Origin of the sequence: Aquirufa nivalisilvae, from assembly GCF_004307455.1 — a bacterium.
GTDB lineage: Bacteria > Bacteroidota > Bacteroidia > Cytophagales > Spirosomataceae > Aquirufa > Aquirufa nivalisilvae.
On record NZ_SEWX01000005.1, the window covers coordinates 162529 to 181028 of the forward strand.

Annotated in this window: 19 protein-coding genes; 8 read left to right on the forward strand and 11 right to left on the reverse strand. The window is 38.1% G+C overall.

The window, feature by feature from the left end:
- Position 1: 1 nt before the first annotated feature.
- Positions 2 to 1360 carry a peptidylprolyl isomerase gene (locus EWU22_RS07515; protein WP_109322697.1) on the forward strand — a complete coding sequence of 453 codons (1359 nt, stop codon included), beginning with the start codon at positions 2 to 4 and terminating at the stop codon, positions 1358 to 1360.
- Positions 1360 to 2322: an AAA family ATPase gene (locus tag EWU22_RS07520; RefSeq protein ID WP_130925062.1), complete on the forward strand. Its 963-nt coding sequence runs from the start codon at positions 1360 to 1362 to the stop codon at positions 2320 to 2322. Before EWU22_RS07515 ends, EWU22_RS07520 begins: the two co-directional genes overlap by 1 nt.
- A 71-nt stretch (positions 2323 to 2393) precedes the next feature.
- On the opposite strand, the gene EWU22_RS07525 is transcribed toward EWU22_RS07520, so the two are convergent.
- From EWU22_RS07525 to EWU22_RS07535, 3 genes are read right to left on the reverse strand one after another with little or no spacing between them, the layout of a single operon-like run.
- Positions 2394 to 3188, reverse strand: a complete 795-nt coding sequence (locus EWU22_RS07525; RefSeq protein WP_130925063.1) for a thymidylate synthase — start codon at positions 3186 to 3188, stop codon at positions 2394 to 2396.
- Positions 3189 to 3191: 3 nt separating this feature from the next.
- The gene (locus EWU22_RS07530; RefSeq protein WP_109322700.1) at positions 3192 to 3629 is read right to left on the reverse strand and encodes an OsmC family protein; all 438 of its coding nucleotides are present in this window, start codon (positions 3627 to 3629) and stop codon (positions 3192 to 3194) included.
- 1 nt (position 3630) lies between these two features.
- The gene (locus EWU22_RS07535; protein ID WP_130925064.1) at positions 3631 to 4971 is read right to left on the reverse strand and encodes an alkaline phosphatase D family protein; all 1341 of its coding nucleotides are present in this window, start codon (positions 4969 to 4971) and stop codon (positions 3631 to 3633) included.
- A 44-nt stretch (positions 4972 to 5015) separates the two neighbouring features.
- On the opposite strand from EWU22_RS07535, the gene lysA reads away from it, so the two are divergent.
- Positions 5016 to 6251 carry a diaminopimelate decarboxylase gene (gene lysA, locus EWU22_RS07540; protein WP_130925065.1) on the forward strand — a complete coding sequence of 412 codons (1236 nt, stop codon included), beginning with the start codon at positions 5016 to 5018 and terminating at the stop codon, positions 6249 to 6251.
- Positions 6252 to 6406: 155 nt separating this feature from the next.
- Here lysA and EWU22_RS07545 read toward each other — a convergent pair whose 3' ends face one another.
- A complete protein-coding gene (locus EWU22_RS07545; RefSeq protein ID WP_109322708.1) occupies positions 6407 to 7837 on the reverse strand; it encodes a circularly permuted type 2 ATP-grasp protein in 1431 nt (476 codons plus the stop codon).
- A 247-nt stretch (positions 7838 to 8084) separates the two neighbouring features.
- On the opposite strand from EWU22_RS07545, the gene EWU22_RS07550 reads away from it, so the two are divergent.
- On the forward strand, positions 8085 to 8570 hold the full coding sequence (locus EWU22_RS07550; RefSeq protein WP_130925066.1) for a methylated-DNA--[protein]-cysteine S-methyltransferase: 486 nt from the start codon (positions 8085 to 8087) through the stop codon (positions 8568 to 8570).
- A 14-nt stretch (positions 8571 to 8584) separates the two neighbouring features.
- The gene (locus EWU22_RS07555) at positions 8585 to 10252 is read left to right on the forward strand and encodes a helix-hairpin-helix domain-containing protein (protein WP_130925067.1); all 1668 of its coding nucleotides are present in this window, start codon (positions 8585 to 8587) and stop codon (positions 10250 to 10252) included.
- Here EWU22_RS07555 and EWU22_RS07560 read toward each other — a convergent pair.
- Positions 10249 to 10971, reverse strand: a complete 723-nt coding sequence (locus tag EWU22_RS07560; protein WP_109322711.1) for an LOG family protein — start codon at positions 10969 to 10971, stop codon at positions 10249 to 10251. The two genes, EWU22_RS07555 and EWU22_RS07560, sit on opposite strands and share 4 nt — an antisense overlap.
- Positions 10972 to 11052: 81 nt before the next feature.
- Here EWU22_RS07560 and rpiB point away from each other — a divergent pair, with 81 nt between their 5' ends.
- Positions 11053 to 11490: a ribose 5-phosphate isomerase B gene (gene rpiB / locus EWU22_RS07565; RefSeq protein WP_109322712.1), complete on the forward strand. Its 438-nt coding sequence runs from the start codon at positions 11053 to 11055 to the stop codon at positions 11488 to 11490.
- Here rpiB and EWU22_RS07570 read toward each other — a convergent pair.
- Positions 11487 to 12857, reverse strand: coding sequence for a hypothetical protein (locus tag EWU22_RS07570; RefSeq protein WP_130925068.1), 1371 nt, complete (start codon positions 12855 to 12857; stop codon positions 11487 to 11489). The two genes, rpiB and EWU22_RS07570, sit on opposite strands and share 4 nt — an antisense overlap.
- An 85-nt stretch (positions 12858 to 12942) precedes the next feature.
- Between EWU22_RS07570 and rbfA the strand changes: the two genes are divergently transcribed.
- Both rbfA and EWU22_RS07580 read left to right on the forward strand, forming a co-directional pair.
- Positions 12943 to 13317 (forward strand): 30S ribosome-binding factor RbfA, encoded by a 375-nt coding sequence (gene rbfA / locus EWU22_RS07575; RefSeq protein ID WP_109322714.1) that lies wholly within the window; start codon positions 12943 to 12945, stop codon positions 13315 to 13317.
- An 11-nt stretch (positions 13318 to 13328) separates the two neighbouring features.
- Entirely contained in the window at positions 13329 to 14552 is a 1224-nt protein-coding gene (locus EWU22_RS07580) for an ABC transporter permease (protein ID WP_130925069.1), read from the forward strand.
- On the opposite strand, the gene EWU22_RS07585 is transcribed toward EWU22_RS07580, so the two are convergent.
- Genes EWU22_RS07585 through EWU22_RS07605 form a run of 5 tightly spaced genes read right to left on the reverse strand, consistent with a single transcriptional unit; the run spans position 14539 to position 18448 of the window.
- Positions 14539 to 15777 carry a dicarboxylate/amino acid:cation symporter gene (locus EWU22_RS07585; RefSeq protein ID WP_109322716.1) on the reverse strand — a complete coding sequence of 413 codons (1239 nt, stop codon included), beginning with the start codon at positions 15775 to 15777 and terminating at the stop codon, positions 14539 to 14541. The genes EWU22_RS07580 and EWU22_RS07585 overlap by 14 nt on opposite strands.
- A gap of 5 nt (positions 15778 to 15782) precedes the next feature.
- Positions 15783 to 16229, reverse strand: a complete 447-nt coding sequence (locus EWU22_RS07590) for an SRPBCC family protein (RefSeq protein ID WP_130925070.1) — start codon at positions 16227 to 16229, stop codon at positions 15783 to 15785.
- Positions 16230 to 16239: 10 nt separating this feature from the next.
- Positions 16240 to 16539, reverse strand: a complete 300-nt coding sequence (locus EWU22_RS07595) for a hypothetical protein (RefSeq protein WP_109322718.1) — start codon at positions 16537 to 16539, stop codon at positions 16240 to 16242.
- A gap of 4 nt (positions 16540 to 16543) precedes the next feature.
- On the reverse strand, positions 16544 to 17218 hold the full coding sequence (locus EWU22_RS07600; protein WP_130925071.1) for a hypothetical protein: 675 nt from the start codon (positions 17216 to 17218) through the stop codon (positions 16544 to 16546).
- A gap of 57 nt (positions 17219 to 17275) precedes the next feature.
- The gene (locus EWU22_RS07605; RefSeq protein ID WP_130925072.1) at positions 17276 to 18448 is read right to left on the reverse strand and encodes a class I SAM-dependent methyltransferase; all 1173 of its coding nucleotides are present in this window, start codon (positions 18446 to 18448) and stop codon (positions 17276 to 17278) included.
- Positions 18449 to 18500 lie beyond the last annotated feature (52 nt).

The following is an 18500-nucleotide window of genomic DNA, read 5'->3' on the forward strand; positions in this document are numbered from 1 at the left end:
TATGAAATTGAATCGTTGGATTTTTGGAGGAGTGATGTTGATGCTGTCTTGGGCAACATTCGCGCAAGAGGCTAGTAAAGGGACTTTATTAGATAAGATTATTGTCAAGGTTGACAATCATTATATTCTTAAATCAGAAGTTGAGCAGCAATATCAGCAGTATTTGTCGAGTGGACAGGCAAATACTCCTACGCGCTGTCAGTTGTTAGAAGGATTGGTCATTAATAAGTTGATGTTGGCCAAAGCTGAAATTGACTCCGTAATAGTAGAAGATAAGCGTGTGGAAATGGAATTGAATTCCCGCATGGATCAAATGGAAACACAATACGGATCTACTAAAAACATTGTTGAGGCATTTGGTAAGTCCATTGTTAATTTAAAAGATGATTTAAGAACTTCTTTAAAAGAGCAATTGACTGGTCGTAAAATGCAAGATAAAATTACAGGTGATGTGAAAATTACGCCTAAGGAAGTGGCTGCTTTCTTTGCTGCCATTCCTACGGATTCATTGCCATACCTTCCTTCGGAAGTGGAAGTTGGACATATTGTTAGATTAGCGCAGCCAAATAAAAACCAAAAAGAAGAGTTAATTTCTAAATTATTGGATTATCGCAAACGGATAGAAAAAGGGGAGAGTTTTGAAGAATTAGCCAAATTATATTCGGAAGATTTAGGTAGTGGTAAACGTGGAGGAGATTTAGGTTTTTCTAAGCGTGGACAAATGGTGGCACCTTTTGAGGCAGCAGCATTAAAATTAAAGCCAGGTGTCATGTCGGATGTAGTAGAGTCGGAATTTGGTTTTCACTTGATTCAGTTATTGGAGATTCGTGGACAAGAATATCATGCGAGACATATTTTATTACGCCCAGATTATCAGAAACTTGATTTAACAGAACCAACTAAGTTTTTAGACAGTATTCGCGTGTTGATTCAACGGGATTCCATCAAGTTTGATCGGGCTGCAAGAGAGTTTTCAGAAGATAAACCTACACAAGATGCAGGTGGTATGTTGATCGATCCAGGTACTCGTACGACACGTATGCCATTTGATAGTGGCATGGAGCCAGGTTTGTATTTCTCATTGGATTCAATGAAAGTTGGGACTATTTCAACCCCCATTCCTTACCGTACAGAAGATGGTAGAAGTGCTGTTCGTGTATTGTATTTTAAAGCAAAACACCCACCTCACTTTGCCAATTTGAAAGATGATTATCAAAAAATTGCAGCCATTGCTTTAACCCGTAAAAAGAATCAGGCAGTTGAAAAATGGTTTATGAAAGCCAAAGATGATGTCTTTATTTTTATTGATGATGAATTTAAAGATTGTAATTTATTGACGGGTAGTGTAACAGGAGAATAATGAACGACGTACAATTAGCCGAATCATTTGTTAAGGATTTCCAGCGTATTAAAACGGCTGTTGCAGATCGAATCGTTGGTCAAGATGAAATTATCGATTTACTCCTTATTTCATTGTTTTGCGAAGGTCACTGTTTATTAGTAGGTGTTCCTGGATTAGCTAAAACACGTCTAGTACATACCGTAGCTGCATTGACAGATTTAGAGTTCCGTCGGATTCAGTTTACACCCGATTTGATGCCTTCTGATATCATTGGAGCAGAGGTAATGGATGCCCAACGCAATTTTGTGTTTAACCGCGGACCAATTTTCTCCAATATTGTGTTGGCCGATGAAATTAACCGTACCCCTCCTAAAACGCAATCAGCCTTATTAGAGGCTATGCAAGAAGAAACCGTGTCGGTGGCAGGAGAGAGTTATCCTTTACCTAAGCCATTTTTTGTCTTAGCTACGCAAAATCCCATTGAGCAAGAAGGAACGTATCCACTTCCAGAGGCGCAGCTAGACCGTTTCTTATTTATGTTGGTCTTGGATTATCCATCTTATGAAGAAGAAGTGGCTGTAGTCCGCATGTCAGAGAAATCCAATGCCGAGACCTTGCCAGCATCTATTTTGAATGCACATACTTTATTGGAATACCAACAATTGGTTAAGCGAGTACCTGTACCAGATCATGTAGTTGAAACAGCCGTGAAATGGGTACATCAAACAAGACCCAATTCAGCTTTGGCTACTGAAGTGACTAATTCTTATATTTCTTGGGGAGCTGGTCCTAGAGCATCTCAAAACTTAATCTTGGCAGCCAAGTGCCGCGCCTTATTGCAAGGTAGATTTTCACCCAATGTTGAAGACGTACGTGCTGTTGCAGTGCCTGTTCTTCAACATCGGATTATTTTGAACTACAAAGCTGAGTCACAGGGATTAAATGCCGCAGAGGTGGTGAGGAGAATTATTACTAGTTAATAGGGATTAGTTATTAGTTATTAGATGTTTGTTATTTTTCTAATACCTAAACCCTAATAACTAATTACTTTTTACACGGCCACCGGAGCCTTAATCCCCGGATGCGGGTCATAGTTTTCAAGTGTGAAATCCTCGTAAGTAAATTCAAAGATATCTTTCACTTCTGGGTTAATTTTCATTTGAGGCAAAGCTCTCGGTTCACGAGATAATTGCTTTTCTACTTGTTCCATGTGGTTGGAGTAAAGGTGAGTATCTCCACCTGTCCAAACAAAATCACCTAAGCCTAAATTACAGACTTGCGCTATCATCATCGTTAAAAGTGCGTAGCTAGCAATGTTAAATGGAACACCCAAGAAAACATCAGCTGAGCGCTGGTATAGCTGACAAGACAGCTTTCCGTCGGCCACATAAAACTGGAATAGGGCATGACATGGCATCAAGGCCATTTTAGGTAAATCAGCAACATTCCAAGCAGAAACAATGATTCTTCGAGAATCTGGGTTGGTTTTTAGGGTATGAATAACCTCTTTGATTTGGTCAATGACCTGACCATTGGGACCTTCCCACGAACGCCATTGTTTACCATATACTGGCCCCAAATCTCCATTTTCATTCGCCCACTCGTCCCAAATAGAAACTTCATGTTCTTTTAAGTACTGAATATTAGTTTCACCTTTCAAGAACCACAACAATTCATAGATAATGGATTTGGTATGTACTTTTTTAGTGGTCAACATGGGGAATCCTTCCTCCAAGTTAAACCTCATTTGATAACCAAAAACACTTAAAGTTCCTGTACCAGTACGGTCCGATTTAAAGGTTCCGTTTTCTTTGATATGACGTAATAAGTCTAAATATACTTTCATGGACTAAATTTCGAAGGCTTCGCCGTTCAACAATAGGGTATGAGTAATCACAGAACTAGGTTCTAATTGAGCAGTAGCTGAGCAATATTTATCCATGGACATTTGGATGGCTTTTAATGCTTTTCCTCCATCAATTTCTCCCTTTAATTCAAATTGAATATTAATCGTTCTAAACGGCGTTTTCTCCGTTCCTTCAATCTTCTCGCGAGTACCTGAAACCCTAATTTGAAAATCATCCACTACTTGTCTTTGTTTTTTCAAAATTAAGATGACGTCAATGGCCGTACAACCTCCTAAACCCATTAGGAGTAATTCCATAGGTCTAGCGCCAGCATTATGCCCACCAATTCCTTCGGCGGCATCGATATGAACAGGTACAGCAGAACTGCCTCTGGCTTCAAAATGAAAATCTTGATCTACTCGATTTAATACAACTTCCATGTTATTTCAATTGACTTGATGTGATACGTTGTTTCCACAATTCTTTCCCCTCCGAATTCACTAAATTAATCTCTAAGATACGATCTTTTAGTGGACCGCTGACAGAAATATGAGCAAAAGCACGTTGATCGCTCACTGTTCCTGGCACTAAGGTTTTATTTAAATCCTCAGGAGTAGGTTTGGCAGTTCCTGCCGTTAATGGAGAAACTGTTAAATCAAACAAAGGATAGGTACCCGGGCGTTCCATTTTCCAAAAACTTGACCAATGACGATCTCCAGAAATGAACAATACGCCAGGAATATTTCTATTTTTAATCTCTTTCAATAATTGGTTGTGCTCTTGTTCATAGTTGGCCATGTTTTCAAATACCTTGGCAGGGTTAATCACTTGGCCACCATTCACAATGATTTTGAAACTAGCTCTACTGGTGGTTAATGCATCTAGCAACCATTGCAATTGTTTCTGTCCAAAATAATCCTTGGCTGGATTCTTCTCATCATTGGGGGCTTTAAACCAACGGTCGTCCATCATGAAAAACTCGACATCTGCCCATTGGAACATTCCTGTAACGGCTTCATTGGGATAAACAAAATTGGGATTACCCCAATACAATTTAAACAATTCCAGCGAGGTGTGTTTTAATGCAAACGAACGATCAGCGTCATTAGGACCATAGTCGTGATCATCCCAAATGGCATAATGGTGCGTGCTTGCCAATAAAGGCTGAACAGATTTTTGTCCACGGGTATGGTCATTGCGATGAATCATACCTGTTCTTGTATTCCAATCTGCTTCACGGTAATAAAAATTATCGCCACCCCAAATCATGAAATCAGGCTTTTTGTCGTAAATCGCCTTGTAGATTTCATCCGCTCCTCCATAGGGTCTTCCGGGTCTGTCGGTAGCCTCTTCATTGATGTAATTACAAGAACCTACTACAAATTGGAAGTTAGGAGGATCAGTTCGGTATTGCCAAAGAGCCTGCGTTTGAAATTCCAAAGGGTAGTCAAAATTGACCTTTTTATTGTCTACCCATACTTCATAGGTATACTTTTTACCCATGCTGACTTCATCAGCAATGATTCGAGCAATATTTGCTTGTGATTTTTGAGTGCTAATAGCAGAGGAAAGATGAACCAATTTATTTGCGTCACTACCTTTTTCCCAATATTTGATTTGTACTTGAGCAGGCTTTTGAGTTTGTACCCAAATTAATACTTCTTTCATTTCAGAATAGCCCAACATGGGGCCACTTTTTACTTGTGCTGTAGAAGATAAAATAGCTGAAATTCCGAAGAATAAACTGAGTAGGATAAGTCTTATTTTGTTTGTTGACTGCATAGATAAGAAGTTTAGCACTATCTTTGTGCCTTAATTTATTTACAATGGCCTATTATTCCATTCAAGGTATTCCTTTGACAACGCTTGCCAAACAATTTGGTACACCTCTTTACGTATATAATGCCGACAAAATTAGAGAAAAAATCTCGGTTCTTCGATCGGCATTTGATGATATATCCTTGTCGATCAAGTACGCTTGTAAGGCAAATACGAATATCTCCGTATTGAAGTTGATGTTGGCGGAAGGAGTGGACTTGGATGTGGTTTCCCCACAGGAATTGGAATTAGGTTTATTGGCAGGATATCGAGGAGACCAAATTACCTTCACACCTAGTGGAGTGGAATTTGAGGAAATCGAATTTGCCGTGTCCAAAGGAGCAATCGTAAATTTGGATAATTTGTTGGTCTTAGAAAAATTTGGCCAACAATATGGTTCATCTGTTCCGTGTTTATTGCGCATTAAGCCCCACGTTTTTGGAGGTGGAAATGCCAAAATCATGACAGCTCATCCAGAATCTAAATTTGGTATATCGATTCATCAAAAAGCGGAGATTTTGGATTTAGTGAATCAATATCAAATCAAGGTCATTGGTTTACATCAACATACGGGTTCTGATATTAAAGATGGAAAGACTTTTGAGCAAGCTGCCTCGGCTTTGTTTGAATTTGCTAAGGATTTTCCAGATTTAGAATTGATGGATTTGGGTGGAGGTTTTAAAGTACCTTATTCACCTGAAGATCCAGGCGTAAACATGCAGGAGATTGGTCAAATCATGGGCAATGCCTTCTTGAAATTTTGTGCACATTATGGCAAAGAATTGAAGCTTTGGGTGGAACCAGGGAAGTTTTTAGTGTCAGAAGCTGGAACTTTATTGACTACAGCAACGGTGGTTAAGCGTGATCCTATTAAAACATTTGTGGGCATTAATTCAGGATTGAATCACTTGATTCGTCCGATGATGTACGGTTCTTACCATTATATTTTCAATGCCTCAAATGAGGAAGATGCTCAGCAAGATGCTTACCGAGTGGTAGGAAATATATGCGAAACTGATACTTTCTCCTTTGATTTTGAAGGAAATCAAAATGAGCGCATTTTAAATGAAGTGAAAGAAGGAGATGTTATCGCCTTCGCCAACGCAGGCGCCTATGGATTCACCATGGCCTCTCATTACAATTCCCGCTTTCTTCCTGCCGAAGTGTTAGTGGACCATTCAGAGGCTAAACTAGTTCGCAAAAGAGATACCTTGGAGGATTTGGTGAGAAACCAGATATACTAGTTATTAGTGTTTTTGATTGGTGTTTGAGATTTTTGTTTGAGATTTGTCAAATTTTCAAAATTTGACAAATCTTAACGATTAATAATTTTCTTTTCTTCGAACAGCGGAACAATACATTCTACATTTTCTAATAACTAAACCCTAATCCCTAAAATCTAATAAAGCACCCAAGTATCCTTCGAGCCACCGCCTTGTGAGGAATTGACAACTAAGGAGCCTTTTCTAAGTGCTACACGGGTTAAACCTCCTGGGATTACTTTGACTTCGTTTCCGTATAAAATATAAGGTCTTAAGTCCACATGGCGTCCTTCTGGATGGTCTTCTATCAAACATGGTACCCGTGATAAAGAGATGGTCGGTTGAGCTATGTAGTTTCTCGGATTAGCTAAAATGTATTGTTTGAATTTTTCTTGTTCTTCTTTTGTCGATTTCGGTCCAATCAACATACCGTATCCTCCTGCTTCATTGGCTTCTTTCACCACCAGTTTTTCAATGTTTTCTAAGACATATTTTCTGTCCGCTTCTTCGCCACAGATGTAGGTTTCCACATTAGGTAAGATGGCATCTTCGCCTAAATAGTATTTGATAATTTTAGGGACATAAGCATAGATTACCTTATCATCGGCCACGCCTGTGCCAGGCGCATTCGCTAAGGCGACTCTACCTTTTTTATACACTTCAAATATACCCGGAATACCAATCATGGAATCAGGATTGAAGGTTTGCGGGTCTAAGAAGGTGTCATCAATACGACGGTAAATGACATCCACAATTTTGAAACCTTTGGTTGTACGCATTTTGACATAGCCTTCATGAACAACCAAATCTCTGGCATCTACTAATTCTACGCCCATTTGTTGAGCTAAATACGAATGTTCAAAATAGGCTGAATTGTAAATACCTGGGGTTAATACCACCACAGTAGGCTCAGGGCGATCGCTGATAAATCGTAACATTTCCAACAGCTTATGTGGGTAATCAGAAATGGTTCTAATCTGCGTTTTGGCGACTACCTCAGGAAATGTTTGTTTGAATAATTCCCTGTTTTCTAACATATAGGATACGCCTGATGGACAGCGTAAATTATCCTCCAATACCATAAATTCACCATTATCACCACGGATCAAATCCGTACCAGTAATGTGAATCCAAATGTTTTTAGGTGGTTTAATCCCCATGCAAGGAGCCAAAAAGTTTTTGGAGGAATAGATTACTTCCTTGGGAATGATTCCGTCTTTGATGATTTTTTGATCGGAATAAATATCGGATAAAAATAAATTTAAGGCGGTGATTCGTTGAACTAAGCCTTTCTCCACATTATCCCAATCGGAACCATTCACAATTCGGGGAATGATATCTACGGGCATGATACGCTCCGTACCTTCGTTTTCGGAATAGACATTGAACGTAATCCCCATGGCCATTAAGGCTCTTTCGGCAGATTGATGTCGACGTAAAAATTCTTCTTTACTTAATTGTTCTACGCGCTCTTTAAATGGTCCATATCCTTCACGAACTTGTCCTTCTGGACTGAACATTTCGTCGTAAAATCCTTCTGTTAGGTAATCTTTAAATGAGAAATTCATAGGCCTTATTATTGATGGAATGCTTGATTAGGTAATAATTTAGGATTTTATTTCTGGAAAAAAAAGAGGTAATCCATTATAAAGTATAGATTATAATTTATAAATGGTATTGATGAAATAGGAATTTCATATGGTCTTATTTTAAAAGAATCTGATTCAGGTATCAGATAATTGATTTAATTTTAAATTGATATTTCGTTTAGATAAATACATTTACAATTCATCATTTATACTTTATAATTTATTTATGTTTTTCTACCATTCTCCCATCGGTTTTTTACAAGTAGGACTTTCAGATAAAGGCTTGACTTCTTTGCAATTTGTGGAGCAAGGTGGGAATGATGTATTAGCAGATGAATTGAAGGGGATGCAAGAGGAAGTGGTCAGGAATTTGGATGCTTATTTTGAAAAACCTCTTTGGAAATGGACTTGTCCTGTCGATTTCTCTGCTGCCACATCCTTTCAAAAGAAGGTATGGTCAGCTTTGCTAGAAATTCCTGTAGGTGAAGTTATGTCTTACCAACAAATAGCGGAGTTAATCGAACAACCTAAAGCGGCTCAGGCTGTTGGGAATGCCAATGCCCAAAATCCAGTTCTTTTGTTAGTGCCATGTCATCGGGTAATTGGCTCTGATGGTTCCTTAGTTGGCTATCGGGGAGAATTATGGAGAAAAGAATGGTTGCTAAAGCATGAAGGATATCGAGGTCTAAGTCAACAATTGAATCTATTTTAGGCTTATCTTTGGGCATGGGAAATGATGAAATTGTTGACGCACTAGAATTGTTGGTGAAACTATGGGATGTCCATGGTGTAAACGAGTTTAAAAGCAAGAATCTGGCTTTTGCTGCCCGTGGATTGGATAAGTATCCCGGCAAAATCTCATCTCTCACTGAATCTGAATTGTTACAAATACCCGGCGTAGGGAAATCCATTGTCAAAATCATTTTAGATTTAATTCAAATTGGGAGCAGTTCTGACTTGGATGGAATATTGGAACAAACTCCTCCAGGGATTCTGAACTTACTGAAGATCAAAGGACTGGGTCCCAAGAAAGTAGGCCTTATTTGGAAGGAATTAGGGATAACTGATTTAGATGACTTGTTGACTGCTTGTGAGGAAAATCGCTTGGAGCAATTGAAAGGCTTTGGAAAGGCCGTTCAAGAAAATGTGCAGTTATACATTCAATTTCTCAAGCAAAATTCCAAAAAGCTTCGATTGGATAAAGCGACCCATCTGTCTCAAATCATTTTGGAGCAGTTGAAATCAAAATTCAGTCAAGTAGCCGAAGCAGGGGAATTGTCTCGGAATTGTGAAGTTATTTCTGAACTAGTTTTCTTGGTTGAATCAACTGATATTTTTGGATCAGGATCCATGATCAATTCCATAGAAGGGATGGAGGAAGATATCAAAGAATCCTCCCCATTTACGTGGAGGGGTTTATTTCATGGGCATCTTTTATCTATTCAAATTCATATTATTTCGCCAGATCAATGGGGAAATGCACTATTTCAGCAGGTGGCCCATTCCGAACATTTGACGGCTATCCAATTTTATAAGCATTTTCAAGGGAAGCCGATTGCATCTGACGAAGAAGTGTATGAGACCTTGAATTTGCCCTACATCATTCCTGAAATGCGGGAAGGATTCAAAGAGTTTGAATGGTCGCAAAAGTATCAATCCGATGAATTGGTTCAATATTCCGACTTGAAAGGATGTCTACACAATCATTCCACCTATTCCGATGGTAAAAATACCTTATTGGAAATGGCTGAGGCTTGTCGAGTGCAAGGATTGCAATATTTTGGTATCGCAGATCATTCTCAATATGCCGCTTATGCCAATGGCTTGAAAGAAGATAGGGTCATTGCTCAGCAGGAAGAAATAGATCAATTGAATGCAAAATGGAGTGATTTTAGTATACTGAAAGGTATTGAGGCGGATATTTTACCGGATGGTTCTTTGGATTATGATGCATCCGTTTTAGCTCGATTTGATTATGTGGTAGCTTCCGTGCATGCGCAGTTGGCCATGGATATAGATCGTTCCATGCCACGGGTGATAAAAGCCATTGAAAACCCATACACGTCGATTTTGGGGCATCCAACTGGCCGACTTTTATTAACTCGTGCTGGTTTTCCTTTGCATATGGATAAGATTTTAGATGCTTGCAAGGCCAATGGAGTCAGTATCGAATTGAATGCTAGTCCATATCGACTGGACCTTGATTGGCGATACATTTATGATGCGATGGACAAAGGTATTTATGTATCCATTAACCCTGATGCCCACCAAATAGAAGGCATCAGAGATATGGAATATGGCGTCAAAGTAGGGAGAAAAGGAGGTTTATTGCGCGCCTTAACTTTGAATGCATTGAATGTACAAGACTTGAAGACCTTTTTTAAAAAGAGTTAGAAGTTTGGTTTCAATAGGTATTTCGCATAGAATTCATCGATCACTCGCACCGCTTCGGTAGGTGTATCAACCAAGGAGAATAAGTCTAAATCTTCTTCATTGATATTTCCTTGAGTAATCATGGTGTTTTTTACCCAATCAATTAAGCCTTTCCAATATTCTGTTCCAACCAATACCACTGGAAAACGTCCAATTTTATGAGTTTGAATCAGTGTTAAAGATTCAAACATTTCATCCAAAGTGCCAAAGCCACCCGGCATGATGATAAATCCTTGTGAGTATTTCACAAACATCACTTTCCTAACAAAGAAGAAATCAAAATTGATGTTCTTGTCGTGGTCAATGTAAGGATTGGCAAATTGTTCAAATGGCAATTCAATATTTAATCCCACCGATCTACCACCTTCAGTTTTTGCTCCTTTATTACCTGCTTCCATGATACCCGGACCACCTCCAGTAATGACTCCATAGCCATGTCGCACTAGTTTGGCTGCAATTTCTTCTGCTACTTGGTAATAAGGATTGTCTGGTTTTGTTCTGGCTGATCCAAATATGGATACACAGGGGCCAATTTTAGATAGCTTATCAATGCCTTCTACAAACTCACTCATAATCTTGAAAATCCTCCAAGATTCTTCTGATTTTATTTGTGCCCAGGTTTTGTCTCCAAATGCTTTTTTGATTTTTTCTTCTTCGTGCTGCCGATCGTTCTCCAACATAAATTTATTCTTTTGATACTACGCAAATGTAGGATATATCCGCTTACCTTTGTCAAGAATTTAGAACTAAAATACAAGATAATGAGCTTAACTTTTGCTGTTGGTGGTGATCACGCCGGATTTGATTATAAAAACGATTTGATTGATTTCTTAGCAGAAAGAGGAATCACAGTGAAGGATTATGGTACTTTTTCAGCGGATTCGGTGGATTATCCAGATTTTGCTCATCCTGTGGCATCGGCTGTTGAAAAAGGAGAGCAACGTTTTGGTTTATTATTGTGTGGAAGTGCCAATGGAGTGGCTATTACTGCCAATAAGCACCAAGGTATTCGTGCAGGATTGGCATGGAATGTCGAAGTGGCCAAATTAATTCGTCAACACAATGATGCCAATGTCATTTGTTTACCTGTTCGATTCATCTCTTTAGAGGAAGCCAAAGCCTGCTTAGCGGCTTTCATTGAAACTCCTTTTGAAGGAGGTCGTCACCAAGGTCGTGTGGGTAAAATCGCTTGTAGCTAAGGATTTTTTTGGTACAAATTCGGGGAAATTTGCCGGTATTCTCTTTTCAAATTGGGTAAATACACGCTTAGTTTTTTGATGTTGTTTTCGGCATCATAGATGTAATCTGGTGCATCTTTTTCAAAGTATTCATGCAGTAAAACTACATTTTTGTATTGGTCTAAATTAGAAAATAGGGGTTTAGCCAAATCCCAATTGACAAAAGGACCAACCATTTGATTTCCTAAATATTCTTCAATTTGTGGTCCAAGAACCATTAATCGTTGATTTTTCAAGGTCAAGGTCGGGGCAGGTATACGCTCTCGATCCTTATTTTTGAGTTCTACCTGAACGTTATACCAAGTTCCTCCAATGAGTAACCAAAGTGCTACTTCTTTTAAGATGGAATTCGAGCTCAAATGAAAGATATTGAGTCCAAAATAGGCTAAGGCTGGTAGGAAAAAAAGTAAATTAATACGAATCAAAGAAGGGACCGTCAAGGTAGCAAATATGGCTGTAATGAGCCAAATAAGGTTTGTTTGCTGTCCTTTTTGCGCATTAGAGCGAATCCTCCTACTACGCAATACTAGCCAAAATCCCCATATCCCAATGAACAAGGCAGGAGCAAAAACACCGGCAATTTGAGTGACTTCTAACTGCTCAGGCACTTGAAACTGAAAGGCCGAGCGTTTGAAAACTTGAATCATGAATGGAAGATTTCCATTGATGGAAAAGAACAAGATATTCAACGAGAAGACCATCAAGAACCCTACAAACATCAGTACTATTTGTCGTAAGGTTATACCTGAATAAAACAGCAAACTCAATAAAGCCCAAACAAAAAATAAGGAGTAACTCAAATAGAATAAACTGGCTATAGCCATGTATATTCCTATAAGTATCACTCGATCATTGACTTGTAGGGTTCTTTGTTGATAAATGATTTCTCTCCAAGCCAATAATAAAAAAGTCAGACCTACTAAAGCGGGCCCTGGAGCCAAAAATTCTAAGGATAAGTGGAAGATAATGGCATACATCAAAAAGGGTAAATACCCGATTTGTGGCATCAATTCAAAGCGCTGAATTGTTTGTTGGAAAATATAGCTTTGATAAATGACAATGATGGATGAAATATAAATGTTCCAATGTACTGGTATGGAAAACCACTGTACAATCTGATAAAAAAGAGCAGCTAAGGGAGCCGTATTGTCACTGATGTCCTCATAGATCAAGAATCCTTGATTCAGTTTTTGACCCAATAAATAGTTTTTAATCTCCCAAGGAAAAGGAGCTAAACCCCATTGCTGGACATAAAATAAACTAATAAGCCAAATAGCTACCAACAAAAGGGTAGGTAAGATGGAATCAGACTTGAAAATTTGGAACATATTTTTGGAACACCGACCCTAAATTACGTTTAATCCAATTATTATTCTGAAATTTGTGAGATTTTTAGGTAAAGAAAGGAGAAATATGGAAAGCAAGCGTCAACAAAAGTTTGGTCGTCAGATACAAAAAGATTTAAGTGATATCTTTCAAAAGGAATTTAAAGAGGTTTTTGGGAAAGGGATGGTCACTATTACCGACGTGAAAATGAGCCCCGATTTGTCAGCGGCTCGTTGTTATTTGAGCTTTCTTTTAGTGGATGACCCTCAGGCAGTTGTGGATATTTTGGAAGAAAAAACCAAAGCGATTCGTAATGCCTTAGCCAATCGAATTCGTCATCAAGTACGAATCATTCCCCATTTGTCGTTTTATCTAGATGATACTGCGGCATATGCAGCTAAAATTGAAGCTTTATTTGAAGGTTTAGTTATTCCTCCAGCTACGGAAGAGGAAGATAAATAAATTGTATTCCCTTGAATCTACCCTTATTTGTTGCAAAAAGGTATTTTTTCACCAAGTCTAAGGCGAGTTTTATCACCTTCATTTCCCGTATTTCTATGTTGGGAGTGGGAGTGGAGGTCATGGCTCTTATCCTGATTTTGTCCGTATTTAATGGATTAGAAGAATTCCAAAAAGGTTTATTCAAAACCTATGATCCAGATTTGAAGGTTATTTCTACCCAAAATACAAGATTTACCTTAACTGCTCAGCAGTTAAAGGATGTCAAATCATTGGAAGGAATTCGCTTTTTCAATCCAATTTTGGAAGATCAGGCTCTGATTCGATATAAGAATAAGCAATTAGTTGTTCGTTTTAAAGGGGTGGATGATGAGTTTTTGAAGGCTGAACGCCTCAAGAAACAAGTTGTGGAGGGTGATTATTTTGTTCAAAATGGGGAACATGCCTTTGCCGTTGTCGGAATTGGGGTGTTTTTGAATATGGGAATGAGTTTTGAGGATGTTTTCACTCCTATAGAAGCATGGTATCCCAATCACCAAGCCTTGAAACGCTTCACCATCAATGAACAATCCATCCGAAGTAATCGATTTTTTCCTTCTGGAGTGATGGAAGTAGAGCAATCCTTTGACAATCAGATGATTTTAGTTCCTCTACCATGGATGGAAGAATTAATGGGTGTGGAGAATCAAATTTCTGCATTGGAAATTATGATCGACGAACATGCAGATGAGCAAGCCCTTAAATCAAAACTCGCTACTTTATTAGGAAAGACGTATCAAGTACAAACAAGAGACGAACAACACGTTGCTCTTTTGAAGGCTATTAAGATCGAAAAATTCTTTGTTTTCTTAATTATGGCCTTTGTGATGGGGATTGCTTCATTTACCTTGTTTTATGCTCTTTCTTTATTAGTTATCGAAAAAAAGAAAGATTTATCGACCTTGCTAGCCATGGGCTTTACCAAAAAGCAGATGTTTCAGACCTTCCTGTTGGTTGGCGTACTCATTAGCTTCTCAGGGGCTATCATAGGCATGTTGCTTGGATACGGTTTAGGTTATATCCAACAGGAATTTGGGATTATCTCTTTAGGAATTCCTAATTCTCTGATTGATGCATATCCCATCCAAATGCGGATAGGGGATTTCATCCAAACCGCATTGGTGGTTATCATCATTACTTTTTTAGCCTCTATATTTCCGGCTAGAAAAGCCGTAGAAATGACCTTTAAGCGTTCGTAGGGGGATTGAATTCTCCTTCCCATTTAGATACCACACAAGTAGCAACTCCGTTTCCTGCCACAGAAGTAACAGTTCTTCCCATATCTAAGAAAGGATCTACTCCTAATAACAAGGCGATTCCTTCCGCAGGTAAATTGAACATGGTTAAGGTTCCAGCGATAATGACCAATGATGCTCTGGGTACACCAGCTATTCCTTTGGAAGTAATCATTAAGGTTAATAACATGGTGATTTGTTGTTCTAGACTTAAATGCACCCCATAAGCTTGTGCAATAAAGCCTGTAGCAAATGTCATGTACAACATAGAACCATCTAAATTGAAGCTGTATCCTAAGGGTAATACAAAACCTACAATTCGTCTACTACATCCAAATCGTTCTAATGCAGCTATGGTTTGAGGGAATGATGCTTCCGAACTGGCCGTTGAAAAGGAGATTAATAGTGCTTCTTTAAGTTCTTTCAATAAAGCCCAATATGGGATTTTATTGAAAATACAGATTAGCCATAAAATGACCACGGTAAAGAATAGGAGGCCTCCCAAAAAACAAATCATTAAGTAACCATAGCTAATTAAGATACTTAATCCCTTATTGGCTACAACGGTAGTCATGGCAGCAAAAACTGCATAAGGTGCTACTTCCATCACATAATTTACCATCTTGAAAACTACTTCAGCCAAGTTTTCAAATACATGAATCAGTTTTTTACCAGTTTCACCTATAGAGCCTAAAGCTACCCCGAAGAACAAAGAAAAGATGACAATTTGAAGAATCTCATTTTCTGCCAAAGCCTTGAAAAAGCTATCTGGAAAAATATGTAAAATAAAATCTTCTAAGGTCTTCACCTTGGAGGCATCAATACCCGTGGAAGTTCCTGCTGCCGGCTTTGGCCAAGACTGTAAGCTTCCTGGTTGGGTGATATTAACAACCACTAAACCTGTCACTAATGATAAGAGTGTCGCGAAATAGAAATACCCAATGGTCTTTAAGCCAATTCGACCAACTGCTTTAAAATCACCCAATTTGGCAATTCCTACCACCAAGGTGCAGAATACCAAGGGACCTACAATCATTTTGATCAAGCGCAGGAAAATTTTGGAGATCACTTGAAAACGTTGTGCCCACTCATGACTTTCTTCTGGAGAAAAAGTGAGGAAAAAATATTCCCCTAAAGCGAGTCCTAGGATGAAACCTAAGATGATTTTTTGAGTAAGGCTTAATTTCATATTGTTTAGCGAAGTGTAAGTAATGATTGATAAAAAGGTTTACGATAGATTATCATTCCCCAAAGTAAGGGATAAAGTAGAATATCTAAAAATTTAGAAGAAGTGGAATAGGAAATCTGATCAATAACCATGGTTTGCTGAGCATTTCTTTTTTCCAAAATATGCTGATGCTTCCAATATGTTATTCCTAGAGGAATTCTTGTTCCCTCGTCAATAAAATAAATGGAATCTTCTCCTTGAAAATCTTCGGTAATTTCGGAATTCCAGTATAAACTAAAAAAGCCCAATTTGATTTCTAATTGGACTAAATCACCTTTTTTACAGCCATCAAATCGATTAATGGAAATAGGAGGGAATGGTGGGGATAATTTGGCTAATAAATCTTGATCAAATAGTGCCCAAACATAATCAATTGGTGAGTTAATGAGTGTTTCGACTCTAAATGATGGCATAAAGTTGGATTTACTTAATCATATAACTAACTAGACTAAGTAATGTTGAAAAGATCGTTTTCACACCAATGACAATATATTTTGTCCAATTGCTGCGTTCTTCATTCAATTGAGCCTCTTGTTGATTATCCTCTTCCTTTTTCTGGACTTGATTAAATTCTTTTTTTGCTAAAGGCTGCTTCAATTGCTTCGTACTATCAATACCCACAAAATACGTATGTGGTCTCATGGCAGAATATTCTACCAATCCAAAACTACTAGTCATGATGTAGATCATGAATACTCCCAAAAAGTGAATAGCTTTTTTCATGGGTTTAGTCTTTAATTTTCTTTTTTGCTGATTCTAATGCTTGATTTTGAAGAATTAGGGCATCTTCTGTTGCTTTTTGATCTAATTTATTCTGTTCTTGGTTAGCTAGTAATTTTTCCTTTTCAAGTTTTGCTTCTTCTAATTTCTTAGTCAACAATTCCGTTTGTTTCTTATTGGCCTCAAGCTCTCTTACTAATCTCTCTGCCGATTTAACGTTTTTTACTTTTTGGCTAGTCAGGTTGGCTAATTTTTGTTCTTCTTTTCGAACGCCTTCTTCTGAGTTTAGTATTTCAATAAAATCTTCCAACCAAGCGGTAGCATCTCTAAATTGGGCATGGCCAGTCTGGATGTAATCATCAGGGCCTAAACCGATAGACACAAACAGTTTGGTTTTATTATTTTCCTCTGAAATCTTAGACAATAAAGTAAATGGATTTTTAGAAATGGATGAAATTCGAGTATCATAGCTTATGATAGCTCCTCCTTTACCATTTTCAACTCGACCATATTTCTTTAAATAGTTTTTCCAGCTATCGATAGCATACTTTTCTTCCGATCCTAGATAAGTATAAAAGCCTTCTTTTTTGGCACGTTCAATCTCAGTCATACCCGAAAATATTTGAGCTTGACCCAAGAAAACACTGAAAACAAATACCGCTAGGAAAAAATACTTAGACATAGGCTTAATTTGTTGAATATAAAGAACAAAGGTAAATTTTTTAGTCAAAATACGAAATCAATTTACTGGACATTTTTCAGTAAGTGCCACGACATTTTTTTGCTGCTCATCTTGATAGGCAAAAAGTGTCCATGGACCACCTTCTTTTATCTTCCATTTCTTTCGAATATCTTCTGGACTCATTGGGAAATTTCTGGTGCTAATATTGGCTTTTCCTGAAGGTAAATGTGTCTCAATCCATTTTTTATCCAGATTGCCCAGCGCTATCACCTTAAATTGTCTGCCAGGAAATGATTCTACTCTTTCTTTTGAAGTATACAAATGGGTATTGTTGCCCATTTTATGTATTTGCTGACTTGCTGCTAATTTAAAGAACCCAGCTTTTAATATTCCAGCATGTGGTTCATAGAGGTAGTTTTCTAATTTCCCTAGTTGGGCATTAGCCTCACGCTCCTCACTTAATTTGGCCCGAAAAATCAAACTGTTCTCTAAACTTAATTCATGAACTTCTATGATGGGATCCATGCTAGCCTCTAGGGATTTTAGAAAGAGCAATTCCTTTACTTCATTTTTGACACAAATTACCCATACTTGATTTACCCCATGAAGGCTTTGTATAGCCCGACTAATATCTAATAATGGGCTAGTTTTCAGCAATAAACTTGTAGCCTGTTTGATGTAGGGTAAAATTTCCTGAACATTGGGTTCACAATCTTCCAAAAGAATAACTTTTTCTCCTTTGGAGCCTCTTCTGGCAGGATCTAAGTAAATGTAATTCCATTGGGAAGGATGTTCTTTCATATAGGCTACCCCGTCTCCCACAATATGCTCAATGGAATCTCCGACTAATACCTGATGATTGTAGCGAGTAATTTGATTTAATTTTTCATCTCTCTCGACATAGGTGACGGAATTTCCTTTTTTGGCAAATGCCCAGGTATCAACACCCATTCCTCCTGTTAAATCAATTACCTTTCCCTGGATTAGATCTGCTTTAAACAGAGCCGTATCTTCAGAAGAGGCTTGCTCAAGGTTTAGTTGAGGAGGAAAAAATAGTTGATGATTCGCAATCCAGGAAGGTAATTTATGAACTAATTTTTGCCTTGCTTGAATCTGAGGAACCAATTTAGATAAAGAAAGTCCTTCACTCAGGCCTTTGGATAGACTCAATTGATATGGGTCATCTTGGGCATGTTTTTGAATGAACTTAATTTCTTCTTCTGAAAGCATGATGCAAATTAAGAATGCTCGTTTAATATTTTTTCTGAAAGACGAATGGAAT

Coding starts and splice junctions, on each gene's coding strand:
- EWU22_RS07515 (WP_109322697.1), top strand. CDS start 2: ATGAAATTGAATCGTTGGATTTTTGGAGGAGTGATGTTGATGCTGTCT.
- EWU22_RS07520 (WP_130925062.1), top strand. CDS start 1,360: ATGAACGACGTACAATTAGCCGAATCATTTGTTAAGGATTTCCAGCGT.
- EWU22_RS07525 (WP_130925063.1), bottom strand. CDS start 3,188: ATGAAAGTATATTTAGACTTATTACGTCATATCAAAGAAAACGGAACC.
- EWU22_RS07530 (WP_109322700.1), bottom strand. CDS start 3,629: ATGGAAGTTGTATTAAATCGAGTAGATCAAGATTTTCATTTTGAAGCC.
- EWU22_RS07535 (WP_130925064.1), bottom strand. CDS start 4,971: ATGCAGTCAACAAACAAAATAAGACTTATCCTACTCAGTTTATTCTTC.
- lysA (WP_130925065.1), top strand. CDS start 5,016: ATGGCCTATTATTCCATTCAAGGTATTCCTTTGACAACGCTTGCCAAA.
- EWU22_RS07545 (WP_109322708.1), bottom strand. CDS start 7,837: ATGAATTTCTCATTTAAAGATTACCTAACAGAAGGATTTTACGACGAA.
- EWU22_RS07550 (WP_130925066.1), top strand. CDS start 8,085: ATGTTTTTCTACCATTCTCCCATCGGTTTTTTACAAGTAGGACTTTCA.
- EWU22_RS07555 (WP_130925067.1), top strand. CDS start 8,585: ATGGGAAATGATGAAATTGTTGACGCACTAGAATTGTTGGTGAAACTA.
- EWU22_RS07560 (WP_109322711.1), bottom strand. CDS start 10,971: ATGTTGGAGAACGATCGGCAGCACGAAGAAGAAAAAATCAAAAAAGCA.
- rpiB (WP_109322712.1), top strand. CDS start 11,053: ATGAGCTTAACTTTTGCTGTTGGTGGTGATCACGCCGGATTTGATTAT.
- EWU22_RS07570 (WP_130925068.1), bottom strand. CDS start 12,857: ATGTTCCAAATTTTCAAGTCTGATTCCATCTTACCTACCCTTTTGTTG.
- rbfA (WP_109322714.1), top strand. CDS start 12,943: ATGGAAAGCAAGCGTCAACAAAAGTTTGGTCGTCAGATACAAAAAGAT.
- EWU22_RS07585 (WP_109322716.1), bottom strand. CDS start 15,777: ATGAAATTAAGCCTTACTCAAAAAATCATCTTAGGTTTCATCCTAGGA.
- EWU22_RS07590 (WP_130925070.1), bottom strand. CDS start 16,229: ATGCCATCATTTAGAGTCGAAACACTCATTAACTCACCAATTGATTAT.
- EWU22_RS07595 (WP_109322718.1), bottom strand. CDS start 16,539: ATGAAAAAAGCTATTCACTTTTTGGGAGTATTCATGATCTACATCATG.
- EWU22_RS07600 (WP_130925071.1), bottom strand. CDS start 17,218: ATGTCTAAGTATTTTTTCCTAGCGGTATTTGTTTTCAGTGTTTTCTTG.
- EWU22_RS07605 (WP_130925072.1), bottom strand. CDS start 18,448: ATGCTTTCAGAAGAAGAAATTAAGTTCATTCAAAAACATGCCCAAGAT.